The following is a 24418-nucleotide window of genomic DNA, read 5'->3' as shown; positions in this document are numbered from 1 at the left end:
GTCTCCTGTTCAGAACGGCTGGCCTGCATCCGGCGGGCCCCTGCCATCCATCCGGCCCCATCCGGGCCGGGCGGTCTGGCAAGCCCATGATGCGCTTACCCACATGTCAGCGCACCTCCGGGATGGGAAATTCGACCATCTGACCATGCCGGATGGGCGGATGGCGCGCCGCCGCATGCTAAAATTGCGGGGTTTGCTGTCTTTCCCTGTCTGTCCCCGAACAAGAGGAAGTCATGCCCCAGCTCGCCCAGCGTGTCGGTCGCGCCAAGCCCAGTGCGATCATGGTCATCGCCGAAAAGGCCAAGCAGCTCAAAGCTGCCGGTCGCGACATCATCAGCTTCTCCATTGGTGTTCCCAATTTTCTTCCCGGCGAGCATGTGTATGCCGCCGCGCGCGAAGCACTCCAGCACGACTCCGGTCAGTACGGCAGCAACCGTGGCGCGGATGCGCTGCTCGATGCCTTCCTGGTGCATATCGAAAAGCTCGGCTTCAAGGGCTATGGCCGCGCCAACCTGTCCATCGGCATCGGCGCCAAGCAGGTGCTGTACAACCTGGGCGAGGCGCTGTTGAACGAAGGCGATGAGATCGCCTTTGCCGCGCCGTTCTGGACGACCTATCGCGATATCGCAGACATCCTCGGTGCCAAGGCCAACATCCTGCATTGCGGCCCCGAGCAGAACTACAAGCTCACGCCTGCACAGCTCGACGCGGCGCTCGCGCGCAAGCCCAAGGTGTTCCTGTTCAACAACCCGTCCAACCCGACGGGCATGGTGTACACGCGCGATGAAATCGCTGCGCTTGCCGAGGTGTTGGCGAAGTACCCGGACACCTGGATCATCACCGACGACATCTACAATTCGATGGTGTTCGATGGCATCGGCTATCACAACTTCGTGCATGCAAAGCCGGAGCTGAAGGATCGCCTGATCTTCGTCGACTCCGTGTCCAAGACCTACGGCATGCCGGGTTGGCGCGTGGGCCTCATCGCGGGCCCCGAGAACGTGGCCAAAGCCATCACCACGCTCAATTCCAACCACATCACCAGCGTGCCCGAAGTGGTTACGGCGGCCGCCGTGGCTGCATTCGCGGGTCCGCAGGACGTGCCGGAGGCCAAGTGCAAAGAGTTCGCCGGAAAGCGCGATGTGGTCGTCAGCGCGTTGCGTGCGATTCCTGGCGTGGTGTGCCCGACGCCGCAGGGCGCGTTCTACGCGTTCCCGGACATCTCCGTGGCCTTCGGCAAGAGCCATAACGGTCAGCGCATCGACAATGACGTCGATTTCTGCGCTGCGCTGCTCGAAGCCAAAGGCGTGGCCTGTGTGCCGGGCTCGGCCTTTGGTGAGCCGCGCGCCATGCGCATTTCCTATACCTGCCCGACCGCACAATTGCAGCCCGGGTTGGAACGTATCCAGGCGTTCTTTGCTGAACTGACCTGACGGTTTTGGGGCCCGTGCCGGTTGGTGCGGGCCTTGTCTTTTGTAAGTCCTCAGCCAAGTTGAAGGAGTTTCTCCGATGAAAGCACCCGTTCGTGTTGCCGTTACCGGCGCTGCCGGCCAGATCGGTTACGCCCTGCTGTTCCGCATTGCTGCGGGCGACATGCTGGGTCCGGACCAGCCGGTAATCCTGCATCTGCTGGAAATCACCCCGGCGCTGCCTACGCTGCAGGGTGTGGTGATGGAACTCAACGATTGCGCGTTCCCGACGCTGGCTGGCGTGGTCGCCACCGACGACGTCAACGTCGCCTTCAAGGATGTGGATTACGCGCTGCTCGTCGGTGCGCGTCCGCGCGGCCCGGGCATGGAGCGCAAGGACCTGCTCGAAGCCAACGGCGCCATCTTTGGCCCGCAGGGCAAGGCGCTGAACGATCACGCCAAGCGTGACGTGCGCGTGCTGGTGGTCGGCAACCCGGCCAACACCAATGCGTTGATCGCCCAGCAGAACGCCCCGGACCTCGATCCGAAGTGCTTCACCGCGATGGTCCGTTTGGACCACAACCGTGCGCTGTCGCAGCTGGCCGAGAAGACCGGCAAGCACAACACCGACATCAAGAAGATGACCATCTGGGGCAACCACAGCTCCACGCAGTACCCGGATCTGCACCACGCCACCGTGGACGGCAAGCCGGCGCTGTCGCTGGTCGACCAGGCCTGGTACGAGAGCGATTTCATCCCGACCGTTCAGCAGCGTGGCGCCGCCATCATCAAGGCTCGTGGCGCTTCGTCCGCCGCCTCGGCTGCTTCGGCCGCCATCGATCACATGCGCACCTGGGCACTGGGTACCGCGGAAGGTGATTGGGCCTCGATGGGTATTCCGTCCGACGGTTCGTACGGCATCGAGCCGGGCGTGATCTACGGCTACCCGGTGACCGTGAAGGATGGCAAGTACGCCATCGTGCAGGGCCTGGACATCAACGCGTTCTCGCGTGGCCGCATGGATGCCACCAACAAGGAACTGCGCGAAGAGCGCGCCGGCGTCGAGCACCTGTTCGCCAAGAAGTAAGCGAACAGTCATCGTTGCCACAACAAGGGCGGCCATGGGCCGCCCTTGTTGCGTGTGGGCACATCAATGCGCGCGTGGCGTGGCCTGCAACGCGGCGAGGATGGTCCTGACGTAACCGATCAGCGCCTCGTCGGACCACGAACTGTCGGTGAGATCGGGCTCTTTCGCGTGGGCTTCGCGGATACGTTCATGGGTGGCCGGATCGTCGCCCGCGTAGGCGCGGAACAACGCTGCCCATTGCTTGCCGAGCTCACGGGCTTGCGGATCGTCTGGTGGCACACCGTCCACCATCGCCTTGCGCAGCGCGGCCAGCAGTGGCGGCCAGGTGTTGAAGGTCGCGCCATAGTGCTGACGCATGAACGCGAATTCGTCGGGCTTCAGATAGCGCTGGTAGATCGCTAGCCGCCCTTCCACAAAGGCCTCTTCGATGAAGCGCCGCATGGGGACCGAGACGCCTTGCGCATCCCAGGAGCCCGGCTCGTTGTCGTGCATGCGATTGAGGCGCACCAGGAAGTCCGGATTGCCGCTGGTGTCTCGGTAGAGTGTGCGCATCCAGCGGAGCGCCAGGATCTGTGCTTCGGGCGCCTCCGGTGAAACGCCACGGTCCATCGCCGCTTGCACGGTACTGACCATGGCGCTCCATTCGGCACGCGTGGCCGCGTCGTGCAGCAGCGGCAGTTGCTTGATTTCCTCGCTGGAAAAATAATTCTCGAACATCGTCATCAGCTCCAGAGTGTCCAGCCAGTCGGCCAGATCGGGGGACTGTCCGGACGCCAGCTGCGCGTGCAGCAGACCCAGTTGCTTGCGCAACCGTGTTGCCTTGGTGATCTCGTGATCGAGTTGCGCCATCTGGCCTTCGATCACGTCGGTCAGCGGGGCCTGAGGCCCGGACAGGGCAGTTCCGATGTCGGCCAGCGACAAGCCCAACTGGCGCAGGGCCTGAATACGATGCAGGCGTTCGATGTTGGCCCGGTCGTACAACCGGTAGCCGGCAGCGGAGCGCAGCGAGGGCACCAGCAGGCCGATGGCGTCGTAGTGGTGGAGCGTGCGGATGGTGAGTCCGCTGCGCCTTGCAAGTTCGCCTACGGTCAGTTCCATGGGGTGTCCTCGTTACGTGCCACGCACTCTGGGGGGCTCACGCGACGTGAGGGTCAAGCCTCTCCGTCCGGCGCCGCTTCATGGTTAAATCAGCGGATCCTCGACTGGAAGCCGGATATGAAGCAACTATTTGCGATCGCCACCTGCTGCGCCCTCCTGACCGCTTGCGGTGGCATGCATGGCCTGCGCGACACCACGCCCAAGATGAGCAGCCGTACCAACAAGGACATTCCCACCTACCTGGAATGCGTGCGCGCGAAGTGGGCGGAGACGGCCGAGGCCAGCGCATCGCACAAGGATCAGTCGGGTGAGCTGACGGGACGTGACAAGTCGGGCGCGAACGAGCTGATCAGCGTGACGGCCGATGGTACCGGCGCGCAGGTCATGATGTACGAAACCCAGAACAGCAAGAAGGATTACAACCCTGCTTATCGCGATGCAGCGGTGTCCTGCCTCTAAGGTTTCATGCGGACGGTTGCCACGCATGGCTACCGTCCGCGCGACTCGACCAAGGTCGCACAGCCTGCAGGGTATGGCTGATCTAGGCTACGCCGATCAGCCGTTGAAGTGAGGGTGATCGCGATGCGCTACGAGGAGTTCTATCAGCGATCGATAGAGCAGCCGGAATCCTTCTGGGCGGAGCAGGCGCAACGCATCCACTGGCACACGCCGCCCGAGCGCATTCTCGATGTTTCCCATCCGCCATTTCGCCAGTGGTTCGTCGGCGGCACCACCAACCTTTGCTACAACGCCGTCGACCGGCATCTGGACGCGCGCGGTGGCCAGTTGGCGCTGGTGGCGATTTCCGCCGAAACCGGCATCACGAACGAGTTCACCTATCGCGACCTGTATCGCGAGGTAAACACGTTCGCGGCGGTGCTCGCCTCGCTGGGTGTCGGCAAGGGCGATCGTGTGGTGATCTATCTGCCCAACATCGCTGAAGCCGTGTTTGCCATGCTGGCATGTGCGCGCATCGGCGCCATTCATTCGGTGGTTTTCGGCGGCTTCGCGGCCCACAATCTCGCTTTGCGCATCGACGATGCCGCGCCGAAGCTGCTGATTGCCGCGGACGCCGGCATGCGCGGCGGCAAGGTCATTCCCTACAAGCCGCTGGTGGATGCGGCGCTGGATGAGGCGACGCATCGGCCGCCGCACGTATTGATCGTCGATCGCGGGCTCGACCCACAGATGACGCGCGTGGCCGGCCGTGATCTCGACTACGCCAGCCTGCGCGCTTCGTACGAGGGTGCCGAGGTGCCGGTGGAATGGCTGGAATCAAACGAGCCCAGCTACCTGCTGTATACGTCGGGCACCACAGGCAAGCCCAAAGGCATTCAGCGCGATGTGGGCGGCTACGCCGTAGCCATGGCGATGTCGATGGCGACGATCTTCGACGTCGCGCCGGGGCAGGTGATGTTTTCCACCTCGGACGTGGGGTGGGCGGTGGGGCATTCGTACAACGTGTATGGGCCGTTGATCGGTGGCGCTACGTCGTTGCTTTACGAAGGGCTGCCTACGCATCCGGACCCCGGCATCTGGTGGCAACTGTGCGAGCGCTATGGTGTGCGCACCATGTTCTCTTCGCCGACCGGCATCCGTGTGTTGAAAAAGCAGGATGCAAGCTGGCTGAAGAAGTACGACCTGTCCAAACTGAAATGGCTGTTCCTTGCTGGCGAACCGCTGGACGAACCGACCGCGCATTGGATTACCGAAGGCCTGGGCGTACCGGTGATCGACAACTACTGGCAGACGGAAACCGGCTGGCCAGCGATCACGCTGATGCCGGGCCTCGATCTGAAGCCGGTGAAGTTCGGTTCGCCTGGATTGCCCGCGCCCGGTTATCGCATAAAGGTGATCGACGAAGTCACGGGTGAAGAACTCCCATCCCATCAGAAGGGCGTGCTGGTGTTCGTGCCACCGTTGCCGCCGGGGTGCCTCTCCACGGTATGGGGCGATGATGCGCGTTATGTCGCCAGTTACTTCGGCCATTTCAAGGAGCTGCTCTACAGCTCGCTGGATTGGGCGATCCGCGATGAAAACGGCTACACCAACATCCTCGGACGCACCGACGATGTCATCAATGTGGCCGGGCACCGGTTGGGTACGCGTGAGATCGAAGAATCCGTGGCGACGCATCCAGCGTGCGCTGAGGCTGCTGTGATCGGTGTGCAGGATGAACTGAAAGGGCAGGTGCCGGTAGTGTTCGCCACGCTCAGACAGGGCGTGACCGAAGGATCGAGCGACGTCGCGAAGGCCATGCAGCAGCGCGTGGTCGACCAACTCGGCAAGCTGGCGCGTCCAGCACGCGTCTACGTAGTGAATGCCTTGCCCAAGACGCGCTCTGGCAAGTTGCTGCGGCGTTCGCTGCAGGCGCTGGTGCAACACACCGATCCGGGTGACCTCTCCACGCTGGATGATCCCGGCGCACTGGAGGAAGTACGGCGCGCGTTGGATCGCGGTGCCGATGCTTGAGGCGCGGATTCAGTCGCGCCGTACGGGCGGTTGGCCGGCGTAGTTGGCGCGGGGCCGGATCAGGCCGCCGTAGTCCTGTTGCTCCAGCGCATGCGCCAACCAACCGGCCATGCGTCCTGCTGCGAACAGCGAGATCGCCACGTCGGCGCCGAGACCGTGCAGCGTCGCGATGGCGGCCAGGGCAAAGTCCAGCGCTGGCTGACGGCCCACGCTGTCGTGCACTGCATCGGCGAGCTGGCGGATGCGCGCTATGCCGCTGAGGCGCGGATGCACGTCGCTGAGCATCTTGAGCAACAGCGCTGCGCGTGGATCCCCCTCCGGATAGAGCGGGTGCCCGAAGGCAGGCAACTCGTCCCCGCGACGCAGGCGCTCACGCACATGATCCCCCGGGCGACGCTCTCGCAATGCCTGCTGGATAAAGGCGTGCGCGCGTGCCGCTGCACCGCCATGCTGCGGCCCGGAAAGCGCGGCCAAGCCGGCACTGACCGATGCGTGCAAGCTCGCACCGGTGGATGCGGCAACGCGCGTGGCAAACGCCGATGCGTTGAGTTCGTGGTCCGCGCACAACACCAGTGCGCTGCGCACGAGTTCCGCCAGCGGCTCGTCGCCGGGCTTCCACGTCTGCGCCATCAGGTGATGGATGGGACGCCGGTCTGGGCGCGTGCCGCACAACAGCGCAGCGGTTTCACGCAGCAGGCGCGCGGCGCACTCGCGCCGCTGCAATGGATCGGTACTGAGTGTGTAGGGTGACGAGAGTGCGAGAAGGGGCAGTGCCGATGCCGTGCGTTCCATCGGCGGTACTTCCTCCCGGCGGCACAACATCGCCACGACGGCGGGCCAGGCGCGCGTGGGCGTGGCGTTGAACGGATCGCTATCACCGCCCCAAAGTAGCCGCGCCACGTCTTCCAGGCTGGCACCGTCGCGGGCCAGCGCGATTGCCGATTCGCCACGATAATAGTGTCCGTGCGGACGGATCAGCGAAATCCGCGTTTCCAGCACCGGCAAGCCCCAGGTCAGGCTGTGCGCTGCGCCTTTGGCGGCGCCCCGTCCGGCCTGTCTGCGTTCGATCAGTCGCTCGATATCGTCGGCGCGATACTCACGGTTGCGTCCGTCGGGGCCGGGGCGTGAGTCGATCTTGCCGCGGCTGACATAGGCGTACAGCGTGGCCGAGCTGACGCCCAGCCGCTTGGAGGCTTCCTGGGCAGAAAGGTAGTCGGCGCGCATGTGGACATATTGATCCTATCGATCAAGATTGATCAATACATCGTGCAGTGACAGAGTGTTGTCTGTGCCACGGCGTGTACTGCGCCGCGACATGGCCTTGCCAACGCATCGCCTACAATATGAGGTTTAGGAGAATCAGCATGCCCCTCCCCGAATCCGCCGGTAGCCGCTTCCGCGCTGCCGTCGCCGCCGAAAGTCCCCTACAGGTGATGGGCGCCATTACTGCCTACGCCGGCCTGATGGCCAAGCGCGTGGGTTACAAGGCGCTTTACCTGTCCGGCGGCGGTGTCGCTGCCAACTCGTTGGGTATTCCCGATCTGGGCATTTCGACCATGGAAGACGTGCTCACCGACGCACGCCGCATCGTCGACGCGACGCAGATGCCGTTGCTGGTGGATATCGATACGGGTTGGGGTGGCGCATTCAACATCGCGCGCACGATCCGCTCGTTCATCAACGTCGGCGTGGCCGCCGTGCACATCGAGGACCAGGTCGGTCAGAAGCGTTGCGGCCATCGTCCTGGCAAGGAAGTCGTGCCCAAGGAAGAAATGGTCGACCGCGTGAAGGCGGCCGTGGACGCCCGCACCGATGCAGGCTTCGTGATCATGGCGCGCACCGATGCCGCCGCTGCGGAAGGCATTGATGCTGCCATCGATCGCGCGTGTGCTTACGTGGAAGCCGGTGCGGACATGATCTTCCCCGAAGCGATGACGACGCTCGAGGACTATCGTCGTTTCAAGGCCGCGGTGAAGGTGCCGATCCTGGCTAACCTCACCGAGTTTGGCTCCACCCCGTTCTTCACCACCGACGAACTGCGCACCGCCAACGTGGACATCGCGCTGTACTGCTGCGGTGCGTACCGTGCTATGAACAAGGCCGCGCTCAATTTTTACGAGACGGTGCGCCGCGAAGGCACGCAGAAGAACATCATCGACACGCTGCAGACCCGCGCGGATCTGTACGACTTCCTCGGCTACAACGCCTACGAGGACAAGCTCGACGCGCTGTTCGCCAGCCAGAAACCGGTCTGACCAGCCACCCCATTCGCCGGCCACGGTATTCCTGTCGTGGCCAGCAGAGTCGCATGCATTGAGGAGACGTATCCGATGAGCGAGCAAACCCTTCCCAAGCCCAAGAAATCCGTCGCGCTTTCGGGCGTGGCCGCTGGCAACACCGCGCTGTGCACGGTGGGCCGTAGCGGCAACGACCTGCATTACCGTGGCTACGACATCCACGACCTGGCGGCCAAGGGCTGCTTCGAGGAAGTGGCCTACCTGTTGGTGCATGGTGTGCTGCCGAACTGGGCGGAACTGAACGCCTACCGCGCCAAGCTCAAGCGCCTGCGCGGCCTGCCGGCGCCGGTCAAGAGCGCACTGGAACTGTTGCCGGCCGCCACGCATCCGATGGATGTGATGCGCACCGGTTGCTCGGTGCTGGGCACCGTGCTGCCGGAGAAGGACGATCACAACGTCACCGGCGCGCGCGATATCGCCGATCGCCTGATGGCCAGTTTCGGTTCGATCCTGCTGTACTGGTTCCATTTCAGCCATAACGGCAAGCGCATTGAGACGGAGACGGACGATGAGTCCATCGCCGGTCATTTCCTGCATCTGCTACATGGCAAGAAGCCGAGCGAGCTGCACGCGCATTCGCTCGACAAGTCGCTGATCCTGTACGCCGAGCATGAGTTCAACGCGTCCACCTTTACCGCGCGCGTCATCGCAGGCACCGGTTCGGACATGTACTCGGCCATCACGGGCGCCATCGGTGCGCTGCGTGGTCCCAAGCACGGCGGCGCGAACGAAGTGGCGATGGAAATCATCGCGCGCTACCGCAATGCCGCCGAAGCGGAGGCGGACATCCGCGCCCGCGTCGAGCGCAAGGAAATCATCATTGGCTTCGGTCACCCGGTATACACCGTGTCCGATCCGCGCAACGAGATCATCAAAGAGATCTCGCGCAAGCTCTGCGCCGAGGGTGGCAATCCGACGCTGTTCGACGTGTCGGAGAAGATCGAAAAGCTAATGTGGGAACAGAAGAAGATGTTCCCCAACCTTGATTGGTTCTCGGCCAGCGCGTATCACATGATGGGCGTGCCGACGGCCATGTTTACCCCGCTGTTTGTGATCGCCCGCACCTCCGGTTGGAGCGCGCACGTGATCGAGCAGCGCGAGGACGGCAAGATCATCCGTCCCAGCGCCAACTACACCGGCCCGGAAGATCAGGCCTACGTACCGATCGAAAAGCGCTGATCGGTCGGCAAGGTGTTACAGAAGAGGGAGCCGAAAGGCTCCCTCTTTTTTTGTAAGTTTCGTTGTGGTTCAGGACCCTGTACGACATTGCTATCGTTTCGTGTGCTGGTGTGTAACGTGCCTGATACACCCGTTCAATAGCCCATGCAGCGGCCATGCAACGTGCGCCAATGCATTGAAACACCTGCCGTTGTTTAACCGCGTGCAGTCTGCGGTGGATGTGCGCGCCGACGGGCGGTGTAACAGCGGTGTGCCACTCCGAATATCCAAGTGCCTGAGCAAGGCCAGACTCATTGATCATGATCCCGTTCAAGTCGCTGATTTCGTGGCATTCGCGTGCCTGAACGTGGAATCGTGCCGGATGGCATGCAAGTTGCGACGTAGCGTTGCTGGACTCGTAACACCAGCTACACAGGGGGTCACACCGCATCGTTCCAGGAGTAATGACTATGCGTAAGACTCTATTGGCTACCGCGATCGTGTTGGGAATGGGATTGGCGCTTCCTGCTTTCGCGGATAACGACCACAACAGTGGTAGCAGTGATCAGAACAACAACTACAGCACCTATGCCACGGGCCAAGACGGCTCCGCCGCGAGCTCCGGTGGCTATGCTGATTCCTTCAACACAAGTGAAGCGGTTGCCAACAGTACGCTCAACGGCACGGTATCGAATCTGAGCGTGTCGGGCATCGGCAACTGGGGTCAGAACAACGGCAACGCCGGTGGCGGTCGTGGCGGTAGCGGCGGCAACGGCAATGGCGGCAAGGGCAATGGTGGCGACGGCGGTGACGGTGGCTCCGGCGGCGACGCTCATGCACGCAGCGGTCATGCGGGTGGTTCGGGCAGCTCGTCGGGTGACTCCGGCGCCTTTGGCGCATCGCTGGCCGGTGGCGGCAGCGGTGGCGATGGCGGCGGCGGCAACGACGGCGGTAACTCCAATGCGACCAGCCACAGTCATTCGCATACCAGTGGCGGCGGTGGTGCCGCGGGCGGCGGTACGGCGACAGCCGGGGCCGGTGGCGCAGGAGGTGCAGGTGGTGCGGGTGGCGCCGGTGGCGCGGGTAGTTCGGGCGCATCCTCGCCGACCAGCTACAGCGGTTCGGCAAGTGCGACGGGCGGCACCAGTGGTGCAGCCGACGCTACGGCAGGTGCCGGTGGTGCAGCCGGTTCAGGCGCCAGCGGAACTGGTGGTGCGGGTTCGGGCGGCGCAGGCGGCGCGGGTGGTGCAGGCGGCACGGCATATGCCACCACGGGCTCCTTCGATATGTCGAACCAGATGAACGGCTCGGCAGCGGCGGCGGCTGGTGTTTCGATCCTTGCGCAGAACAGCGGCGCGGCATCGTTGATCCAGCAGAGCGTCAACGTCCAGGCCAACCTGAACTTCGCGCATTGAGTGAGATCGCATCCGGCATGGTGGAGCCCTTTCGGCTCTGCCATGCACGGGTGCACCTGCAAAGGCCCGGGTGGCACGGCGCGCAATGCGTGCGTCGATGTCCCACACGCAGGCCTTGGGAGATAGTGCCGTGCGGATTTTCAATGCGATACCCGGCGCAATCGCGCTATGTCTGATGGCCGCACCCACGATGCTCTGCGCGGAGGATGCGCAGATACCCGCTGCCTATTTGCTCGATGGAGCGCCATCGCCCATCGCGGTTTATGTTGCGGCCGTGGAAGGCGAGGGTGAAGCGGGCAGTGCGACGGGACTGGGATCGGGCGTCGACAATTCGACATTAGCCGGTATGAGCGGGGGCACGCTGGTCACGCAGAACACCAACCTCAATGGCACGGTGACCAATGACAGCGCTGACCATGTCATTTCCGGAGCCAATGTCATTACCGGTGGTTCTTTCAGCGGTGAGGTCGGCATCCCAACGGTGATACAGAATTCGGGAAGCAATGTGCTCATCCAGAACGCTACCGTTATCAGCGTAGAGTTCAAACCGTGAAAAAGCTCGCAGCGCTACTGGTTATCTCGGTGGCGCTGCCACTGGGGAGCCATGCTGCAACCGTCGGTGTCGTCAGCGGTGATGGCAACTACGTTATTCACCTGACGAGCCTCAAGGAGGCTCGCTACAAGACCACACTTCACCAGAAGTACGATTTCAGTTGCGGCTCCGCGGCCGTGGCGACATTGCTCACGTACCAGTACGGCTACCCGATGAATGAACAGGTGGCCTTTGAGCAAATGTACTCACACGGTGATCGCGAGAAAATAAATAAAGAAGGGTTTTCCCTGCTCGACATCAAGCGTTTCCTGGGGGCCAACGGCTTTGATGCCGATGGTTTCCGCGTGCCGCTCGACAAGCTGGTGGAGGAGAAACTTCCAGCGATCGTCTTGATCGATGAGAGGGGCTATCACCACTTCGTAGTGATCAAGGGGGTTCGCAATGACCGGGTGCTCGTTGGCGATCCGGCACGCGGCACTCGTGTGATCGCGCAGAGTCGTTTCATGACAATGTGGACGAGCGGACTAGTGTTCGTTATCCACAATCGCCGCAACCAGGCTGTGTTCAACAGCGTTAGCGACTGGAAAGTGGCGCCGCCGTCGCCGCTCGATACAGCCATCGACCGCAACAGTCTCTTCTACACAGTGATGCCCAAGAAAGGGCCGGACGATCTTTGAGGGTATGGTGATGAGATCCGCTATCCGCGTCATCTGCCTGAGTTCGCTCTTTTGCGTTGGCGCAGCGTATGGGATGAGCGCAAGGGCGCAGGACGGGACACCGACGGCTGGCGACGTAAGCGGCGCTGCGCCGGTAGGGCTTTCCGCCTGGGTTCCCGTCGATCAGGACGTGCTTGAAAGCATGCGCGGCGGTTACGACATGGGCAATGGTTTGACGGCCTCGTTCGGCATTGATCGCGCCGTTTACGTCAACGGCAATCTCGTCACCCAGACCAGTTTCAACGTGCCCGACATCGCACATATAACCGCAATGCAGGCGGGCGCGATGGCGACCGCGCTCAACGCCATGTCGATCACGCAGATCGGCCCCAACAATTCGTTCGATCCCTCGTCGCTGGGCTCGACCAGTGGCGGTACGGTGATCCAGAACACGCTGAACAACCAGAATATCCAAGCCATCACCACGCTCAACACCTCGGTGAACTCGCTCAACGCGTTCCGCGAAGCCAGTTTCCAGCAGGCGCTGCAGCAGTCCCAGCTTCAGTCTTTGGTGCACTGAGATGAGCAGAGCGCCGCCACGTTTCGTTCCGGGTCGCGACGGCGCCGCGGGTGGTTCCGCGGCGCGTTCGTCTGCGTGACACCAAGTCGGAAGCCAAGGGGAAGGATGATGGGACATACAACGTGGCGGTACTTCTTGTCGTCGGGATGCGCCGGGCTGGTGTTGCTTGGTGCACCCGTAGCGGCGCAACAGAATGCGTCGTCATCTCCGCCGACACCAGCGGCGCAGCCGCAGGCCTCAACGGCAACCCCGGATGCGCAGGCGCCCTCTAGTTCATCTGACGATTTGCGCAAGACAGTGTCGGAGCAGGGACAGCGCATCGACGCGATGCGCAGCCAGATCAGCGCCCAGATCGAGCAACTCGACTCCATGAAGCGCGCGCTCGCGCAGCAGGAGGCCGACTATCAGGCGTTACGTCATGCGGTAGGCATGGATGTACTCGACAAGCAACGCGCTGGCAGCATTGCGGCCGGTGGTCCCGGTGCATCGGCCTTGCCGATGCCGGCAGGGGATGCGGTAGCCGCCAACGCACCATCGACAGACGACCAGACGCAAGGCCAGCAGCCTGTGGGACAGGCGCCCAAGCCGGACACGCGGCCCCCCGAAGTCGCGCAGATTTTCCAGCAGCCCGGTGTGCTGACGCCGAAGGGCAAGCTGATCATCGAGCCGGCTTATCAGTTCGGCTATTCCTCGGTCGATCGTGTCGCACTGGTCGGCTACACGGTGATTCCAGCGATCCTGATCGGCTTGATCGATGCGCGCCAGGTGAAAGACACGACCCAGACCGGCTGGTTGACCACACGCTATGGCATTACCAATCGCATGGAAGTCGAAGTGCGTGTTCCCTACGTCTACGCGCACCAGGACACCATAAGCCGTGAAATATTTACCGGCTCGGCGACCGACAATGCCTTCGGTGCCAGCGGTCACGGCCTGGGCGACATCGAGGCGACATTGCGTTACCAGCTCAACGTGGGTGGTCCGGACAAAGCGTTCTACGTCGGCTGGTTGCGAGTGAAGTCGCGCACGGGCACTGATCCGTTCCAGGTAACTACCGACTGCATCCAGCGTTGCGTGGAGAACGTGATCAACGAAGTGGATCTTTCCGCCACCGGTACAGGCCTGCCGTTGCAGGAACCGACGGGATCGGGTTTCTGGGCCATCCAACCTGGCGTGACTTGGCTGTACCCGACCGATCCGGTGGTCTTCTTCGGCAACGTGAGCTACATCTACAACGTTGCGCGCGATAACTTGTCCCGCAAGATACTGCTGGGCGGCACGGAACAGCTGGGCAGGGTGAAGGAGGGGGACGTGGCCGACATCAGCATTGGCATGGGCCTGTCACTCAACGAGAAGGCGTCCATGAGTATCGGTTACGACCAGAGCTTTGTCGGCATCACAAAGCAGAACAACCAGACCGTGCCGGGGTCGGTGAAAACGGTGCTCGGCACGCTCTTGATCGGCGGCTCATGGCGCTTCAGCGACAAGCGCACGCTCAACTTCACGCTGGGTGTGGGCGTGACGCGCGACACGCCCGACCTGACGGTGACCGTGCGCATGCCAATGATGTTCTGAAGCATGGAAACCTGCACGCCAACGATGGCGTTGGCGTGCCTGGCATGAGGGTCAGAGCCCCTCTTGCTCCATGGCCGCTTTCACGCCAGCGTCTTCCATCATGCGGCGGTGGAAGCGGGCGAGGTTGTCGAGGCCGGACAGATCCACGCCCTTGCCCATGGCCCAGCGCAGTACGACGAACAGGTACGGATCGGCGAACGAGCGCGTGCCGGTCAGCCAGTCGCGGCCGTGCAACTGTGTATCGATGCGCTCGTAGTAGGCGCGCAGTCGCTGGATCGACTTGTCGCGCAGCGCGTCCTGCGCAGCTGTGTCGTCTATGAAGCGCTCCGGACGGAACACCGGCTTGAATAGCGGATGGAGGTCCGAGTTGAGATAGGCGAGCCAGCGGTTCACTTCGGCACGGCCACGCGCGCCTTCGCCACCAAGTCCGGCGAGCGGGAACTTGTCAGCAAGGTAGTTGAGGATGGCAACGTTTTCCGTCAGCACCCAGCCGTCCGGTTCCTGCAGGGCAGGGACCATGCCTGACGGATTGAGCTGCAGGTACGCCGGCGAACCCAGTTCCTCACGCGCGACGTGATGGCTTTCATAGGGCTGGCCGATCCATTCGAGGACGATATGGTCGGAGAGCGAGCAGGCGCCCGGCAGGTAGTACAGCTTCATGCGGATTTCCTTGTTAGGTCTTATCCATGAAGTGTCGCCCGCCAGGCGCATTACCCTCAAGCCGTGGCTTGTGCGCGCAGGCGACGGCGTTGCATCAGCCACCCGCCAAGGCACACGCCGATGACCAGCACGGCATCAAGCACGTACTTGGCCCATGCGTTCGCCTCGAACCAGGGCGACAGCCAATGATCGTGCGCGATCATGCGCGCCGCCGTCCACGCGATGGCGCCTGCACCGATGTAGACGATCGTCGGGAAGCGCTCGATCAGGCGCAGGATCAGCGACGAACCCCACACGACCAACGGCACGCTGATCGCCAGGCCGATGATGACCAGCACCATATGACCCTTCGCAGCGCCGGCGATGGCCAGCACGTTGTCCAGACCCATCAACGCGTCAGCGACGATGATGGTGCGCATGGCCACCCAGAAGCTGCCGGCCGCGCCGACCGCATGCGCGGGTTTGTCCTCGGGCTGCAACAGCTTCCACGCGATAGGCAGCAGCAGTAGGCCGCCCACCAACATCAGGCCCGGCACTTCCAGCAGATAGACGACCACACCGGTGAGCACCAGACGCACGGCGACAGCACCCACGGTGCCCCACAGCACGGCTTTCTTCTGGATCTGACGGGGAAGGTTGCGTGCGGCCAGCGCGATCACGATGGCGTTGTCGCCTGCGAGCACCAGGTCGAGCAGCACGATGGCCAACAGGCCGGAGAGAAATTCGGTGAGTTCCATGGGTCAGTCTCTGCGCGTAAGACAAATACAGCAATGACAGGCACGCGCGGCCTGTCATTACTGCAAAAGTCTCGTTCGCGGCAGGACCGCCACAGTGACCGGAGCGGGTTTCCGCTCGTGATGACGACCACTGCAAGAGCATCGATGAAGCCAATGCCCGGAACTACTCCCTTTTGGGATCAGTATTTACGTATTGTCGATGTCGTGGTGCGCCTGCGTCAAGCCGCAGGTACGCGCACCCAGCCTTCCATCAGCACGCGCGCGCTACGGCTCATGATCGCCTTGGTGACCGTCCAGGTACCGTCGACCCGTGCCGCCTCGGCGCCCACCCGCAGCGTGCCCGACGGGTGGCCAAAGCGCACCGCCTGGCGTTCGCCGCCACCGGCTGCAAGGTTCACCAGGGTGCCCGGAATGGCCGCAGCCGTGCCGATGGCCACTGCCGCCGTACCCATCATGGCGTGATGCAGCTTGCCCATGGACATGGCGCGCACGAGTAGGTCGATATCGCCTGCCGCCACGGGTTTGCCACTGGACGCGACGTAGTCGGCCGGCTTGGCGACGAAGGCCACCTTGGGAGTGTGTTGGCGTGTGGCGATCTCATCGAGCGATGTGATCAGGCCCATGCGCAGCGCGCCGTGTGCGCGAATGGTTTCGAACATGGCCAACGCCTTCGCATCGCTGTTGATCGCATCCTGCAGCTCCGTGCCGGTGTAGCCGATGGCGGAGGCCTCGACGAAGATCGTAGGAATGCCGGCGTTGATCATGGTTGCCTTGAGCGTGCCAACGCCCGGCACGTCCAGGTCGTCGACCAGATTTCCGGTAGGGAACATAGCGCCGCCGGCACCGTCTTCCTCGGCAGCAGGGTCCATGAACTCCAATTGCACTTCAGCGGCGGGGAAGGTCACGCCGTCCAGCTCGAAATCACCGGTTTCCTGCACCGCGCCGTCGGTCATCGGCACGTACGCGATGATCGTCTTGCCGATGTTGGCTTGCCAGATGCGTACCGTGGCGATGCCGTTATGCGGCACGCGTGCGGGGTCGACCAGACCACCGGTGATGGCGAATGGGCCAACCGCTGCCGATAGGTTGCCGCAGTTACCGCTCCAGTCGACGAACGCCTTGTCGATGGCGACCTGGCCAAACAGGTAATCCACGTCGTGGTCGGGGTGTGTGCTTTTGGACACGATCACCGTTTTGCTGGTGCTGGACGTGGCGCCGCCCATGCCGTCGATCTGCTTACCGTAGGGATCGGGACTACCGATCACGCGCATCAATAGTGCGTCGCGTACGGCGCCGGGCACCTGCGCCGCTTCGGGCAGATCCTGCAGGCGGAAGAACACGCCCTTGCTGGTGCCGCCGCGCAGGTAGGTGGCGGAGATGCGGATCTGGGGTTTGTGGCTCATGGAAATCCTGTGTCGATGCAATTCAATCGCGAGCCCTCTCCCTCATGGGAGAGGGGCTCGTGAAGTCAGATGCTCAAGCCGCCTGCGTAGCTTCGAGGAAGTCCTGTGCAAAGCGTTGCAGCACGCCACCCGCTTCGTAGATCGACACTTCCTCGGCGGTGTCCAGGCGACACGTCACCGGTACCTCGACGCGCTCGCCGTTCTTGCGATGGATGATCAGCGTAAGGTCCGCGCGCGGGGTGCGCTTGCCAACTACGTCGAAGGTTTCAGTGCCATCGATACCGAGTGTTTTGCGGTTCGTGTCGGGCTTGAACTCCAGCGGCAACACACCCATGCCGATCAGGTTGGTGCGATGGATGCGTTCGAAGCCTTCGGCCGCGATCGCTTCCACGCCGGCCAGGCGCACACCCTTCGCTGCCCAGTCGCGTGAGGAACCCTGACCGTAGTCCGCGCCGGCGATGATGATCAACGGCTGCTTGCGGTGCATATAGGTTTCGATGGCTTCCCACATGCGCATCACGTTGCCTTCCGGTTCCACGCGGGCGAGCGAGCCTTTCTTCACTTCGCCATCGACCACCGCCATCTCGTTGAGCAGGGTGGGGTTGGCGAAGGTGGCGCGCTGTGCGGTGAGGTGATCACCGCGATGGGTCGCGTACGAATTGAAGTCCTCTTCCGGCAGGCCCATCTTGGCGAGGTATTCGCCCGCCGCACTGTCGAGCATGATCGCGTTCGACGGCGACAGATGGTCGGTCGTGATGTTGTCGCCCAGCACCGCCAGCGGACGCATGCCCTTGAGCGTGCGCTCGCCCGCGAGGGCGCCCTCCCAGTAAGGCGGACGGCGAATATAGGTGCTCTGCGCGCGCCAGTCGTACAGCGGTGCAGCGCTGGTGCCGGTGTGGCCTGTGCGTGCAAACATCGGATCGTAGACCTTGCGGAACTGCTCGGGCTTTACGCTGGACGCCACGATGGCGTCGATTTCTTCATCCGACGGCCAGATGTCCTTGAGCGTTACCGGCTGACCGTTGGTATCGATGCCGAGTACGTCCTTCTCGATATCGAAACGGATGGTACCGGCGATGGCATACGCCACCACCAACGGCGGCGAGGCGAGGAACGCCTGTTTCGCATAGGGATGGATACGGCCGTCGAAGTTGCGATTACCCGAAAGTACGGCAGTGGCGTACAAGTCGCGATCAATGATTTCCTGCTGGATTTTCGGATCCAATGCACCCGACATGCCGTTGCACGTGGTGCACGCGAACGCGACGATGCCGAAGCCGAGCTTCTCCAGATCCGGCAGCAGGTTCGCTTCCTTCAGGTACAACTCAACGGCCTTGGAACCGGGAGCGAGCGAGCTCTTCACCCATGGCTTGCGCGTAAGGCCGCGTGCATTCGCATTGCGCGCAAGCAGCGCGGCTGCGATCACGTTGCGTGGATTGCTGGTGTTGGTGCAGCTGGTGATGGCCGCGATGATCACCGCGCCATCCGGCATCTGGCCCGGCTTTTCTTCCCACTCGCCGGCAATGCCGCGTGCGGCGAGGTCGGCGGTGGGCAGGCGCTTGTGCGGATTGGACGGGCCGGCCATGTTGCGCACCACCGACGACAGGTCGAACGTCAGCGTGCGCTCGTATTGCGCATGCGCCAGCGTGTCGGCCCACAGGCCGGCGACCTTGGCATAGGTTTCGACCAGCTTGACCTGTTCATCGCTGCGGCCGGTGAGGCGCAGGTAGTCGAGGGTCTGGTTATCGATGAAGAACATCGCCGCGGTGGCGCCATATTCGGGCGCCATGTTGGAGATGGTCGCGCGGTCGCCCAGCGTCAGGCTGGAAGCACCTTCGCCACGGAACTCCAGGTAAGCGCCGACCACCTTCTCCTTGCGCAGGAATTCGGTGAGTGCGAGCACGATGTCCGTGGCGGTGATGCCCGGCTGACGCTTGCCGGTAAGTTCGACGCCAATGATGTCGGGCAGGCGCATCCACGACGCGCGGCCGAGCATCACGTTCTCGGCCTCAAGACCACCGACACCGATGGCGATGACGCCCAGTGCATCCACATGCGGCGTGTGGCTATCGGTGCCCACGCAGGTATCCGGATAGGCAATGCCCCTGCCTTGATCATCGTGTTGCACCTGGATCACCGGCGACATCTTCTCCAGGTTGATCTGATGCATGATGCCGTTGCCCGGCGGGATCACGTCGACGTTCTCGAACGCCTTCTTGGTCCAGTTGATGAAATGGAAGCGGTCTTCGTTGCGGCGATCTTCGATGGCGCGGTTCTTCGTGAACGCGTTCGGATCGAAACCACCGCACTCCACTGCCAACGAGTGATCGACGATCAACTGCACGGGCACTACCGGATTCACCTTGGCCGGGTCGCCACCGCGTTCGGCGATCGCATCGCGCAGGCCCGCCAGATCCACCAGCGCTGTCTGGCCGAGGATGTCATGGCACACCACGCGCGCCGGGAACCAAGGGAAATCGCGCTCGCGCTTGCGCTCGATGATTTGCTTGAGCGACTCGGTGAGGATCGCGTCGTCGCAACGGCGCACCAGGTTCTCGGCGAGCACGCGCGAGGTATAGGGCAGTGCGTCATAGGCGCCCGGCTGAATCGCCTCCACGGCGGCACGCGCATCGAAGTATTCCAGCGACGTGCCTGGGAGGGATTGGCGGTAGGCAGTATTCATATGTATCAAGAACCCTAGGGATGCTCTGGATAAACGCCCGAGTGACCTCAGGCCGATGCGCCGTGGATCGATCGGCACGTGCAGACAATCTCGTGGACTATGGCCGCGCACATCCGGGCGGATGGATGTGGCCCACGCGTGTCCCAACAGTTGAAATCCGTGTGCCGACGGCCAAGGCGAACATGTCACCCGTGGCAAAGGCACGATCGAGAAATCGCACTATCAAGCCGCTTATTGTAACGCCCTCCCTGATGCGACCCAACCGGAAACGACATTCCCGCCCGGTCCATTGGTCGTGATGCGCAGCAGCAAAACGGTGTGGCGCGCGGTTGACAGCGACGGCGCTAATGTTGGGATCCCGTGTTGCTGCGAGATCTTCCATGAGTGCGCATGACATCCGTTCCGCCAAGCGTCCTGATCCTGATCAGCCGATGGTCGACGTCGCCAACTACGTTGTTGACTACGAGATCGACTCCCCCGAGGCGTATGACACGGCGCGATACATGCTGCTGGACTCGCTGGCCACGGCGATGATGGCCATGAAGTTTCCTGAATGCGTCAAGCACCTCGGCCCGGTTGTGCCGGGGGCAAATCTGCCCGGTGGAGCCCGCGTGCCAGGCACCAGCCATGAGCTGGATCCCGTACAGGCCGCTTTCGCCATCGGAACCCAGATCCGCTGGCTGGACTTCAACGACACCTGGCTGGCCGCCGAGTGGGGGCACCCGTCAGACAACCTGGGCGCCATCCTCGCCGTGGCTGACTATCTCAGCCGCAAGGCCGAGCGCGAGGGCGGCCAGTCGCTGACGGTACGGGATGTCTTGACCTATGCCATCAAGGCCCATGAGATCCAGGGCTGTTATGCCCTCAAGAACAGCTTCAACCGTGTCGGTCAGGATCACGTGATTTTGGTCCGCCTTGCCTCCACGGCCGTCACCACGGCCATGTTGGGCGGTACCCGGGAGCAGATCACCACGGCCGTGTCGCACAGTTGGATCGATAACGGAGCCCTGCGTACCTACCGCCACGCCCCGAACACCGGGCCGCGCAAGAGCTGGGCGGCCGGTGACGCCTGCCGCCGCGCCGTCACCCACGCTATTAATGCGGTGTATCGCGGCGTGGTCGGCTATCCGTCGGCGTTGAGCGCCAAGACCTGGGGCTATTACGACGTGGCCTTCAAGGGCAACGCTTTCCAATTCGAACGCCCGTTTGGCAGCTATGTCATGGAAAACGTGCTGTTCAAGATCAGCTTCCCGGCCGAATTCCACGCTCAGACGGCGGTGGAATGCGCCATGAGGCTGCACCGTGCCGTGGCCGGCAAGGTCGATCAGGTCGAAAAGGTGGTGATCGAGACCCAGGAGGCGGGCATGCGCATCATCGACAAGACCGGCCCGCTGGCAAACTACGCCGACCGGGACCACTGCATTCAATATATGGTGGCCGTGCCCCTGATCTTCGGCCGTCTCACCGCCGATGATTACAACGACGATGTGGCTGCTGACCCGCGCATCGACGCTTTGCGGGACAAGACCGTGGTCAGCGAGAACCCGCAGTTCACCAAGGACTATTTCGATCCGGGCAAACGATATATCGGAAACTCGGTGCAGGTGTTCTTCAAGGACGGCACCCATACAGATAAGGTGTCCGTTGATTACCCCATAGGTCACCGCAAGCGCCGTGCCGAAGGTATCCCCGTCCTGCTCAGGAAGTTCGAGGCAGCCATGCGTGGTCATTTGCCGGCCCACCAGGTCAAGGCCATCCTCAAGGCCACGACTGACCCGGTCAGACTGGACGCAATGCCCGTTCAGGTATTTCTTGGTCTCTTCACGCTGTAAAGACGGCGTGAGCAGAAAATGAACGGGCGTTTGGGGTCGATTTGCAATTGTTTAACTTTTGCTAAACTACTCCGCGCCCGTTTCGGGTAAAACAAGCACCACTAGGTTCAAAGTCAGGTCGCGGTTCACCGGGATTAGGAATCCTCGGCCTGATGCTTTTCCCGTCTGGGGTGAACGGACGCGTACACCAATAAACGAGGAGACACCTGATGAAACGTAAGGGCTTGTACATCCTGATTGCCCTAGCGCTGGGCGGCGCAGGCGCCGTTCACGCACAGGACAATACTGCCGCTGGCAGCAGCACCGTTCCGACCACAACGCCGACCTACGACGATCGCTGGTACATCGCACCGACTGTCGGTGGGTATTACAACGATACCGATCGCAACACGAATAGCCGTCAGTTCTATTACGGCATCGGTTTCGGCCGCTTCTTCTCACCCAACTTCTCGCTGGATTTCTTCGGTGACCGCACCAAGCGCACCGTTGACGCATCTGCTGGCGGTGGTCGTTGGGCGAACAACACCTACGGCGTGGCCGCCCGCTATTACTTCCTCGACTGGACGGCATGGCGCCCGTACCTGTTGGGTGGCGTGATGGGCAGCCAGCACATCAACAACTTCGACCACGGCTTCGACCCGGCCGCGGAAGTGGGCGTGGGTGTGTCCAAGACCATCACCGACAGTTCCGACTTCCGCGTGGAAGGCGGCTATCGTTACGACTGGGACGACAAGACCCAGCCGAACAAGAACGGTTACGGCGACTGGTTCTTGGGCTTCAGCATCGTGTCGCGCATCGGTGCACCGCCCGCACCGCCGGCTCCGCCGCCGCCGCCGCCGGCTCCGGACTGCTCCAAGCAGTTCCGCAACGGCGTGAACCTGTGCGACAACAAGTGCCCGGATCTGCCGGAAGGCACGATCGTTGGTCCGGATGGCTGCCCGCAGAAGGTCGTGATCGATCTGCGTGGCGTCAACTTCAAGTTCGATCGTCCGAAGAAGGGCGAGAAGGACATCGCGAAGTCGTTGGCCGAACCGACCAAGGATTCGCTGGCCGTGCTCGACCAGGCGGTCGACACCTTGCAGCGTTATCCGAACGTGCACGTGACCGTTGCCGGCTACACCGACTCGGTCGGCAAGGACGCGTACAACCAGAGCCTGTCGGAGCGTCGTGCGAAGATCGTGTACGACTACCTGACCACGCACGGTATTGACGCCAGTCGCTTGGAAGGTCCGATCGGTCACGGCAAGAACGATCCGATCGATACCAACGACACGGATGCTGGTCGCGCACGCAATCGTCGTACGGAGTTGCAGGTACAGCAGTAATCCGACGATTCTCGGAAAGTCAGAAAAGCCCGGCAAAAGCCGGGCTTTTCTTTTTTTACAAGCATGCCTTGCGAAGTAAGGTGTTGTTTCGTGGTGACAGAATGTCGCAGTTGAGTGGTTTTGTGCGCCACCTTCAATAGCTGCCTGAACAGGGGTTCACCATGTGCGTCTATTTACGCGTGCGATGCTCTTAACGGTTTTGCTACACTCCGCGGCGCTTTGATCTTGTGACACTTCCTTCGATCGGGACGCAAAGCGCGGGATAGGAAAAGTCCCGGAGTAGAAGTCAGTTTTGACGCGCTTTCCGTCTGGGGTGGAACGGACGCGAAATACCAATAAAACGAGGAGACACCTGATGAATCGTAAGGGATTGTATTTCCTGATCGCTCTGGCCCTGGGCGGCGTGGGTGCGGCACACGCGCAAGACAGCACCGCTGGTGCTACCACGCCGAGCTATGATGACCGTTGGTACATCGCTCCGACCGTGGGCGGTTACTACAACGACACCGATCGCAACACCAACAGCCGTCAGGTCTATTACGGCCTGGGCTTTGGTCGCTTCATTAACTCGTACACCTCGCTCGATCTGTTCTTCGATCGCACCAAGCGTACGGTTGATGGTGGCAACAGCCAGCGTTGGGCAAACAACAACGTCGGCGTGGCCGCTCGCTTCTACTACGGCGACTGGAACGCATGGCGTCCGTACGCTCTCGTGGGCGTGATGGGCAGCTACCACATGAACCCGGGTGACAAGGGTTGGGCGCCGGCTGCCGAACTCGGCGGCGGTATCTCCAAGACCATCACCGACAGCACCGATTTCCGTGTTGAAGGTGGCTACCGTTACGACTGGGACGACAAGAGCCAGCCGTCGAAGAACGGCTACGGCGACTGGTTCCTGGGCTTCAGCATCGTGTCCCGCTTCGGCGAGCCGGCTGCTGCTCCGGCCCCGGCTCCGGTGGCTCCGGTTGCTCCGGACTGCTCCAAGCAGTTCCGCAACGGCGTGAACCTGTGCGACAACAAGTGCCCGGATCTGCCGGAAGGCACGATCGTCGGTCCGGACGGCTGCCCGCAGAAGGTCGTGATCGACCTGCGCGGCGTCAACTTCAAGTTCGACCGTCCGAAGAAGGGCGAGACGGACATCAAGAAGGCGCTGGCTGAGCCGACCGCTGACTCGGTTGCCATCCTCGACCAGGCTGTCGACACCCTGCAGCGTTACCCGCAGGTCAAGGTCACGGTTGCCGGCTACACCGACTCGGTCGGTAAGGACGTCTACAACCAGGATCTGTCGGAGCGTCGCGCTGCGATCGTCTTCAAGTACCTGACTGCGCACGGCATCACGGCTGACCGTCTGGTTGGTCCGATCGGTCACGGCAAGAACGACCCGATCGGCTCCAACGACACGGACGCTGGCCGCGCCCAGAACCGTCGTACGGAACTCCAGGTCCAGCAGTAATCGGATCTGTTCCAGTAGTACTGAA

General features: G+C 62.4%; 20 protein-coding genes. 14 read left to right on the top strand and 6 right to left on the bottom strand.

Annotation, left to right across the window (positions count from 1 at the left end; all coding sequences use genetic code 11):
- Nucleotides 1-233: 233 nt before the first annotated feature.
- The gene (locus tag DYST_RS06500) at nucleotides 234-1433 is read left to right on the top strand and encodes an aminotransferase class I/II-fold pyridoxal phosphate-dependent enzyme (RefSeq protein ID WP_239950803.1); all 1200 of its coding nucleotides are present in this window, start codon (nucleotides 234-236) and stop codon (nucleotides 1431-1433) included.
- 76 nt (nucleotides 1434-1509) lie between these two features.
- Nucleotides 1510-2496: a malate dehydrogenase gene (locus DYST_RS06495; protein WP_239950802.1), complete on the top strand. Its 987-nt coding sequence runs from the start codon at nucleotides 1510-1512 to the stop codon at nucleotides 2494-2496.
- Nucleotides 2497-2559: 63 nt separating this feature from the next.
- On the opposite strand, the gene DYST_RS06490 is transcribed toward DYST_RS06495, so the two are convergent.
- On the bottom strand, nucleotides 2560-3594 hold the full coding sequence (locus tag DYST_RS06490) for a MerR family transcriptional regulator (protein WP_239950801.1): 1035 nt from the start codon (nucleotides 3592-3594) through the stop codon (nucleotides 2560-2562).
- Nucleotides 3595-3711: 117 nt separating this feature from the next.
- Between DYST_RS06490 and DYST_RS06485 the strand changes: the two genes are divergently transcribed.
- Nucleotides 3712-4053, top strand: coding sequence for a hypothetical protein (locus DYST_RS06485; RefSeq protein ID WP_102303477.1), 342 nt, complete (start codon nucleotides 3712-3714; stop codon nucleotides 4051-4053).
- A gap of 123 nt (nucleotides 4054-4176) precedes the next feature.
- Entirely contained in the window at nucleotides 4177-6066 is a 1890-nt protein-coding gene (prpE, locus tag DYST_RS06480; protein ID WP_239952081.1) for a propionate--CoA ligase, read from the top strand.
- Nucleotides 6067-6075: 9 nt separating this feature from the next.
- On the opposite strand, the gene DYST_RS06475 is transcribed toward prpE, so the two are convergent.
- Nucleotides 6076-7290, bottom strand: a complete 1215-nt coding sequence (locus DYST_RS06475; RefSeq protein WP_239950800.1) for a citrate synthase family protein — start codon at nucleotides 7288-7290, stop codon at nucleotides 6076-6078.
- A gap of 140 nt (nucleotides 7291-7430) precedes the next feature.
- Here DYST_RS06475 and prpB point away from each other — a divergent pair, with 140 nt between their 5' ends.
- The 7 genes from prpB to DYST_RS06440 all read left to right on the top strand — a co-directional run bounded on the left by prpB (nucleotide 7431) and on the right by DYST_RS06440 (nucleotide 14300).
- Nucleotides 7431-8321 carry a methylisocitrate lyase gene (prpB, locus tag DYST_RS06470; RefSeq protein WP_102303478.1) on the top strand — a complete coding sequence of 297 codons (891 nt, stop codon included), beginning with the start codon at nucleotides 7431-7433 and terminating at the stop codon, nucleotides 8319-8321.
- Nucleotides 8322-8396: 75 nt separating this feature from the next.
- Nucleotides 8397-9542, top strand: coding sequence for a bifunctional 2-methylcitrate synthase/citrate synthase (gene prpC / locus DYST_RS06465; RefSeq protein WP_239950799.1), 1146 nt, complete (start codon nucleotides 8397-8399; stop codon nucleotides 9540-9542).
- A 449-nt stretch (nucleotides 9543-9991) separates the two neighbouring features.
- Entirely contained in the window at nucleotides 9992-10936 is a 945-nt protein-coding gene (locus DYST_RS23970; RefSeq protein WP_275666936.1) for a hypothetical protein, read from the top strand.
- Nucleotides 10937-11033: 97 nt separating this feature from the next.
- Nucleotides 11034-11489: a hypothetical protein gene (locus DYST_RS06455; protein WP_239950798.1), complete on the top strand. Its 456-nt coding sequence runs from the start codon at nucleotides 11034-11036 to the stop codon at nucleotides 11487-11489.
- Complete coding sequence (locus tag DYST_RS06450) at nucleotides 11486-12166, top strand: C39 family peptidase (protein WP_102305131.1); 681 nt, start codon at nucleotides 11486-11488, stop codon at nucleotides 12164-12166. Before DYST_RS06455 ends, DYST_RS06450 begins: the two co-directional genes overlap by 4 nt.
- A gap of 10 nt (nucleotides 12167-12176) precedes the next feature.
- Nucleotides 12177-12725 (top strand): hypothetical protein, encoded by a 549-nt coding sequence (locus DYST_RS06445; protein ID WP_102305146.1) that lies wholly within the window; start codon nucleotides 12177-12179, stop codon nucleotides 12723-12725.
- 135 nt (nucleotides 12726-12860) lie between these two features.
- Nucleotides 12861-14300, top strand: a complete 1440-nt coding sequence (locus DYST_RS06440; protein ID WP_239950797.1) for an acetate kinase — start codon at nucleotides 12861-12863, stop codon at nucleotides 14298-14300.
- 51 nt (nucleotides 14301-14351) lie between these two features.
- Here the strand turns inward: DYST_RS06440 and DYST_RS06435 are convergent, their stop codons facing one another.
- The 4 genes from DYST_RS06435 to acnD all read right to left on the bottom strand — a co-directional run bounded on the left by DYST_RS06435 (nucleotide 14352) and on the right by acnD (nucleotide 19783).
- A complete protein-coding gene (locus DYST_RS06435; RefSeq protein WP_239950796.1) occupies nucleotides 14352-14960 on the bottom strand; it encodes a glutathione S-transferase family protein in 609 nt (202 codons plus the stop codon).
- A gap of 56 nt (nucleotides 14961-15016) precedes the next feature.
- Nucleotides 15017-15697 (bottom strand): TerC family protein, encoded by a 681-nt coding sequence (locus DYST_RS06430; RefSeq protein ID WP_102305129.1) that lies wholly within the window; start codon nucleotides 15695-15697, stop codon nucleotides 15017-15019.
- Between the two features lie 218 nt (nucleotides 15698-15915).
- A complete protein-coding gene (prpF, locus tag DYST_RS06425; RefSeq protein WP_239950795.1) occupies nucleotides 15916-17100 on the bottom strand; it encodes a 2-methylaconitate cis-trans isomerase PrpF in 1185 nt (394 codons plus the stop codon).
- Nucleotides 17101-17173: 73 nt separating this feature from the next.
- Nucleotides 17174-19783 carry a Fe/S-dependent 2-methylisocitrate dehydratase AcnD gene (gene acnD / locus DYST_RS06420; protein WP_239950793.1) on the bottom strand — a complete coding sequence of 870 codons (2610 nt, stop codon included), beginning with the start codon at nucleotides 19781-19783 and terminating at the stop codon, nucleotides 17174-17176.
- A 380-nt stretch (nucleotides 19784-20163) separates the two neighbouring features.
- On the opposite strand from acnD, the gene DYST_RS06415 reads away from it, so the two are divergent.
- From DYST_RS06415 to DYST_RS06405, 3 genes are all read left to right on the top strand, one after another.
- A complete protein-coding gene (locus DYST_RS06415) occupies nucleotides 20164-21615 on the top strand; it encodes a bifunctional 2-methylcitrate dehydratase/aconitate hydratase (protein ID WP_239952080.1) in 1452 nt (483 codons plus the stop codon).
- 209 nt (nucleotides 21616-21824) lie between these two features.
- On the top strand, nucleotides 21825-22940 hold the full coding sequence (locus DYST_RS06410) for an OmpA family protein (protein WP_102305125.1): 1116 nt from the start codon (nucleotides 21825-21827) through the stop codon (nucleotides 22938-22940).
- A 355-nt stretch (nucleotides 22941-23295) separates the two neighbouring features.
- Nucleotides 23296-24393, top strand: coding sequence for an OmpA family protein (locus DYST_RS06405; protein WP_102305124.1), 1098 nt, complete (start codon nucleotides 23296-23298; stop codon nucleotides 24391-24393).
- Nucleotides 24394-24418 lie beyond the last annotated feature (25 nt).

Source organism: Dyella terrae (assembly GCF_022394535.1).
In the GTDB taxonomy this organism is placed as follows: Bacteria; Pseudomonadota; Gammaproteobacteria; order Xanthomonadales; family Rhodanobacteraceae; genus Dyella.
Note: the sequence above shows the minus strand (reverse complement) of the source record. Positions and strands in the feature narration are given on the sequence as shown.

What these genes read in the sequence shown, in the direction of transcription:
- DYST_RS06500 (WP_239950803.1), top strand. Translation starts at nt 234, where the DNA reads ATGCCCCAGCTCGCCCAGCGTGTCGGTCGCGCCAAGCCCAGTGCGATC.
- DYST_RS06495 (WP_239950802.1), top strand. Translation starts at nt 1,510, where the DNA reads ATGAAAGCACCCGTTCGTGTTGCCGTTACCGGCGCTGCCGGCCAGATC.
- DYST_RS06490 (WP_239950801.1), bottom strand. Translation starts at nt 3,594, where the DNA reads ATGGAACTGACCGTAGGCGAACTTGCAAGGCGCAGCGGACTCACCATC.
- DYST_RS06485 (WP_102303477.1), top strand. Translation starts at nt 3,712, where the DNA reads ATGAAGCAACTATTTGCGATCGCCACCTGCTGCGCCCTCCTGACCGCT.
- prpE (WP_239952081.1), top strand. Translation starts at nt 4,177, where the DNA reads ATGCGCTACGAGGAGTTCTATCAGCGATCGATAGAGCAGCCGGAATCC.
- DYST_RS06475 (WP_239950800.1), bottom strand. Translation starts at nt 7,290, where the DNA reads ATGCGCGCCGACTACCTTTCTGCCCAGGAAGCCTCCAAGCGGCTGGGC.
- prpB (WP_102303478.1), top strand. Translation starts at nt 7,431, where the DNA reads ATGCCCCTCCCCGAATCCGCCGGTAGCCGCTTCCGCGCTGCCGTCGCC.
- prpC (WP_239950799.1), top strand. Translation starts at nt 8,397, where the DNA reads ATGAGCGAGCAAACCCTTCCCAAGCCCAAGAAATCCGTCGCGCTTTCG.
- DYST_RS23970 (WP_275666936.1), top strand. Translation starts at nt 9,992, where the DNA reads ATGCGTAAGACTCTATTGGCTACCGCGATCGTGTTGGGAATGGGATTG.
- DYST_RS06455 (WP_239950798.1), top strand. Translation starts at nt 11,034, where the DNA reads ATGTCCCACACGCAGGCCTTGGGAGATAGTGCCGTGCGGATTTTCAAT.
- DYST_RS06445 (WP_102305146.1), top strand. Translation starts at nt 12,177, where the DNA reads ATGAGATCCGCTATCCGCGTCATCTGCCTGAGTTCGCTCTTTTGCGTT.
- DYST_RS06435 (WP_239950796.1), bottom strand. Translation starts at nt 14,960, where the DNA reads ATGAAGCTGTACTACCTGCCGGGCGCCTGCTCGCTCTCCGACCATATC.
- DYST_RS06430 (WP_102305129.1), bottom strand. Translation starts at nt 15,697, where the DNA reads ATGGAACTCACCGAATTTCTCTCCGGCCTGTTGGCCATCGTGCTGCTC.
- prpF (WP_239950795.1), bottom strand. Translation starts at nt 17,100, where the DNA reads ATGAGCCACAAACCCCAGATCCGCATCTCCGCCACCTACCTGCGCGGC.
- acnD (WP_239950793.1), bottom strand. Translation starts at nt 19,783, where the DNA reads ATGAATACTGCCTACCGCCAATCCCTCCCAGGCACGTCGCTGGAATAC.
- DYST_RS06415 (WP_239952080.1), top strand. Translation starts at nt 20,164, where the DNA reads ATGAGTGCGCATGACATCCGTTCCGCCAAGCGTCCTGATCCTGATCAG.
- DYST_RS06410 (WP_102305125.1), top strand. Translation starts at nt 21,825, where the DNA reads ATGAAACGTAAGGGCTTGTACATCCTGATTGCCCTAGCGCTGGGCGGC.
- DYST_RS06405 (WP_102305124.1), top strand. Translation starts at nt 23,296, where the DNA reads ATGAATCGTAAGGGATTGTATTTCCTGATCGCTCTGGCCCTGGGCGGC.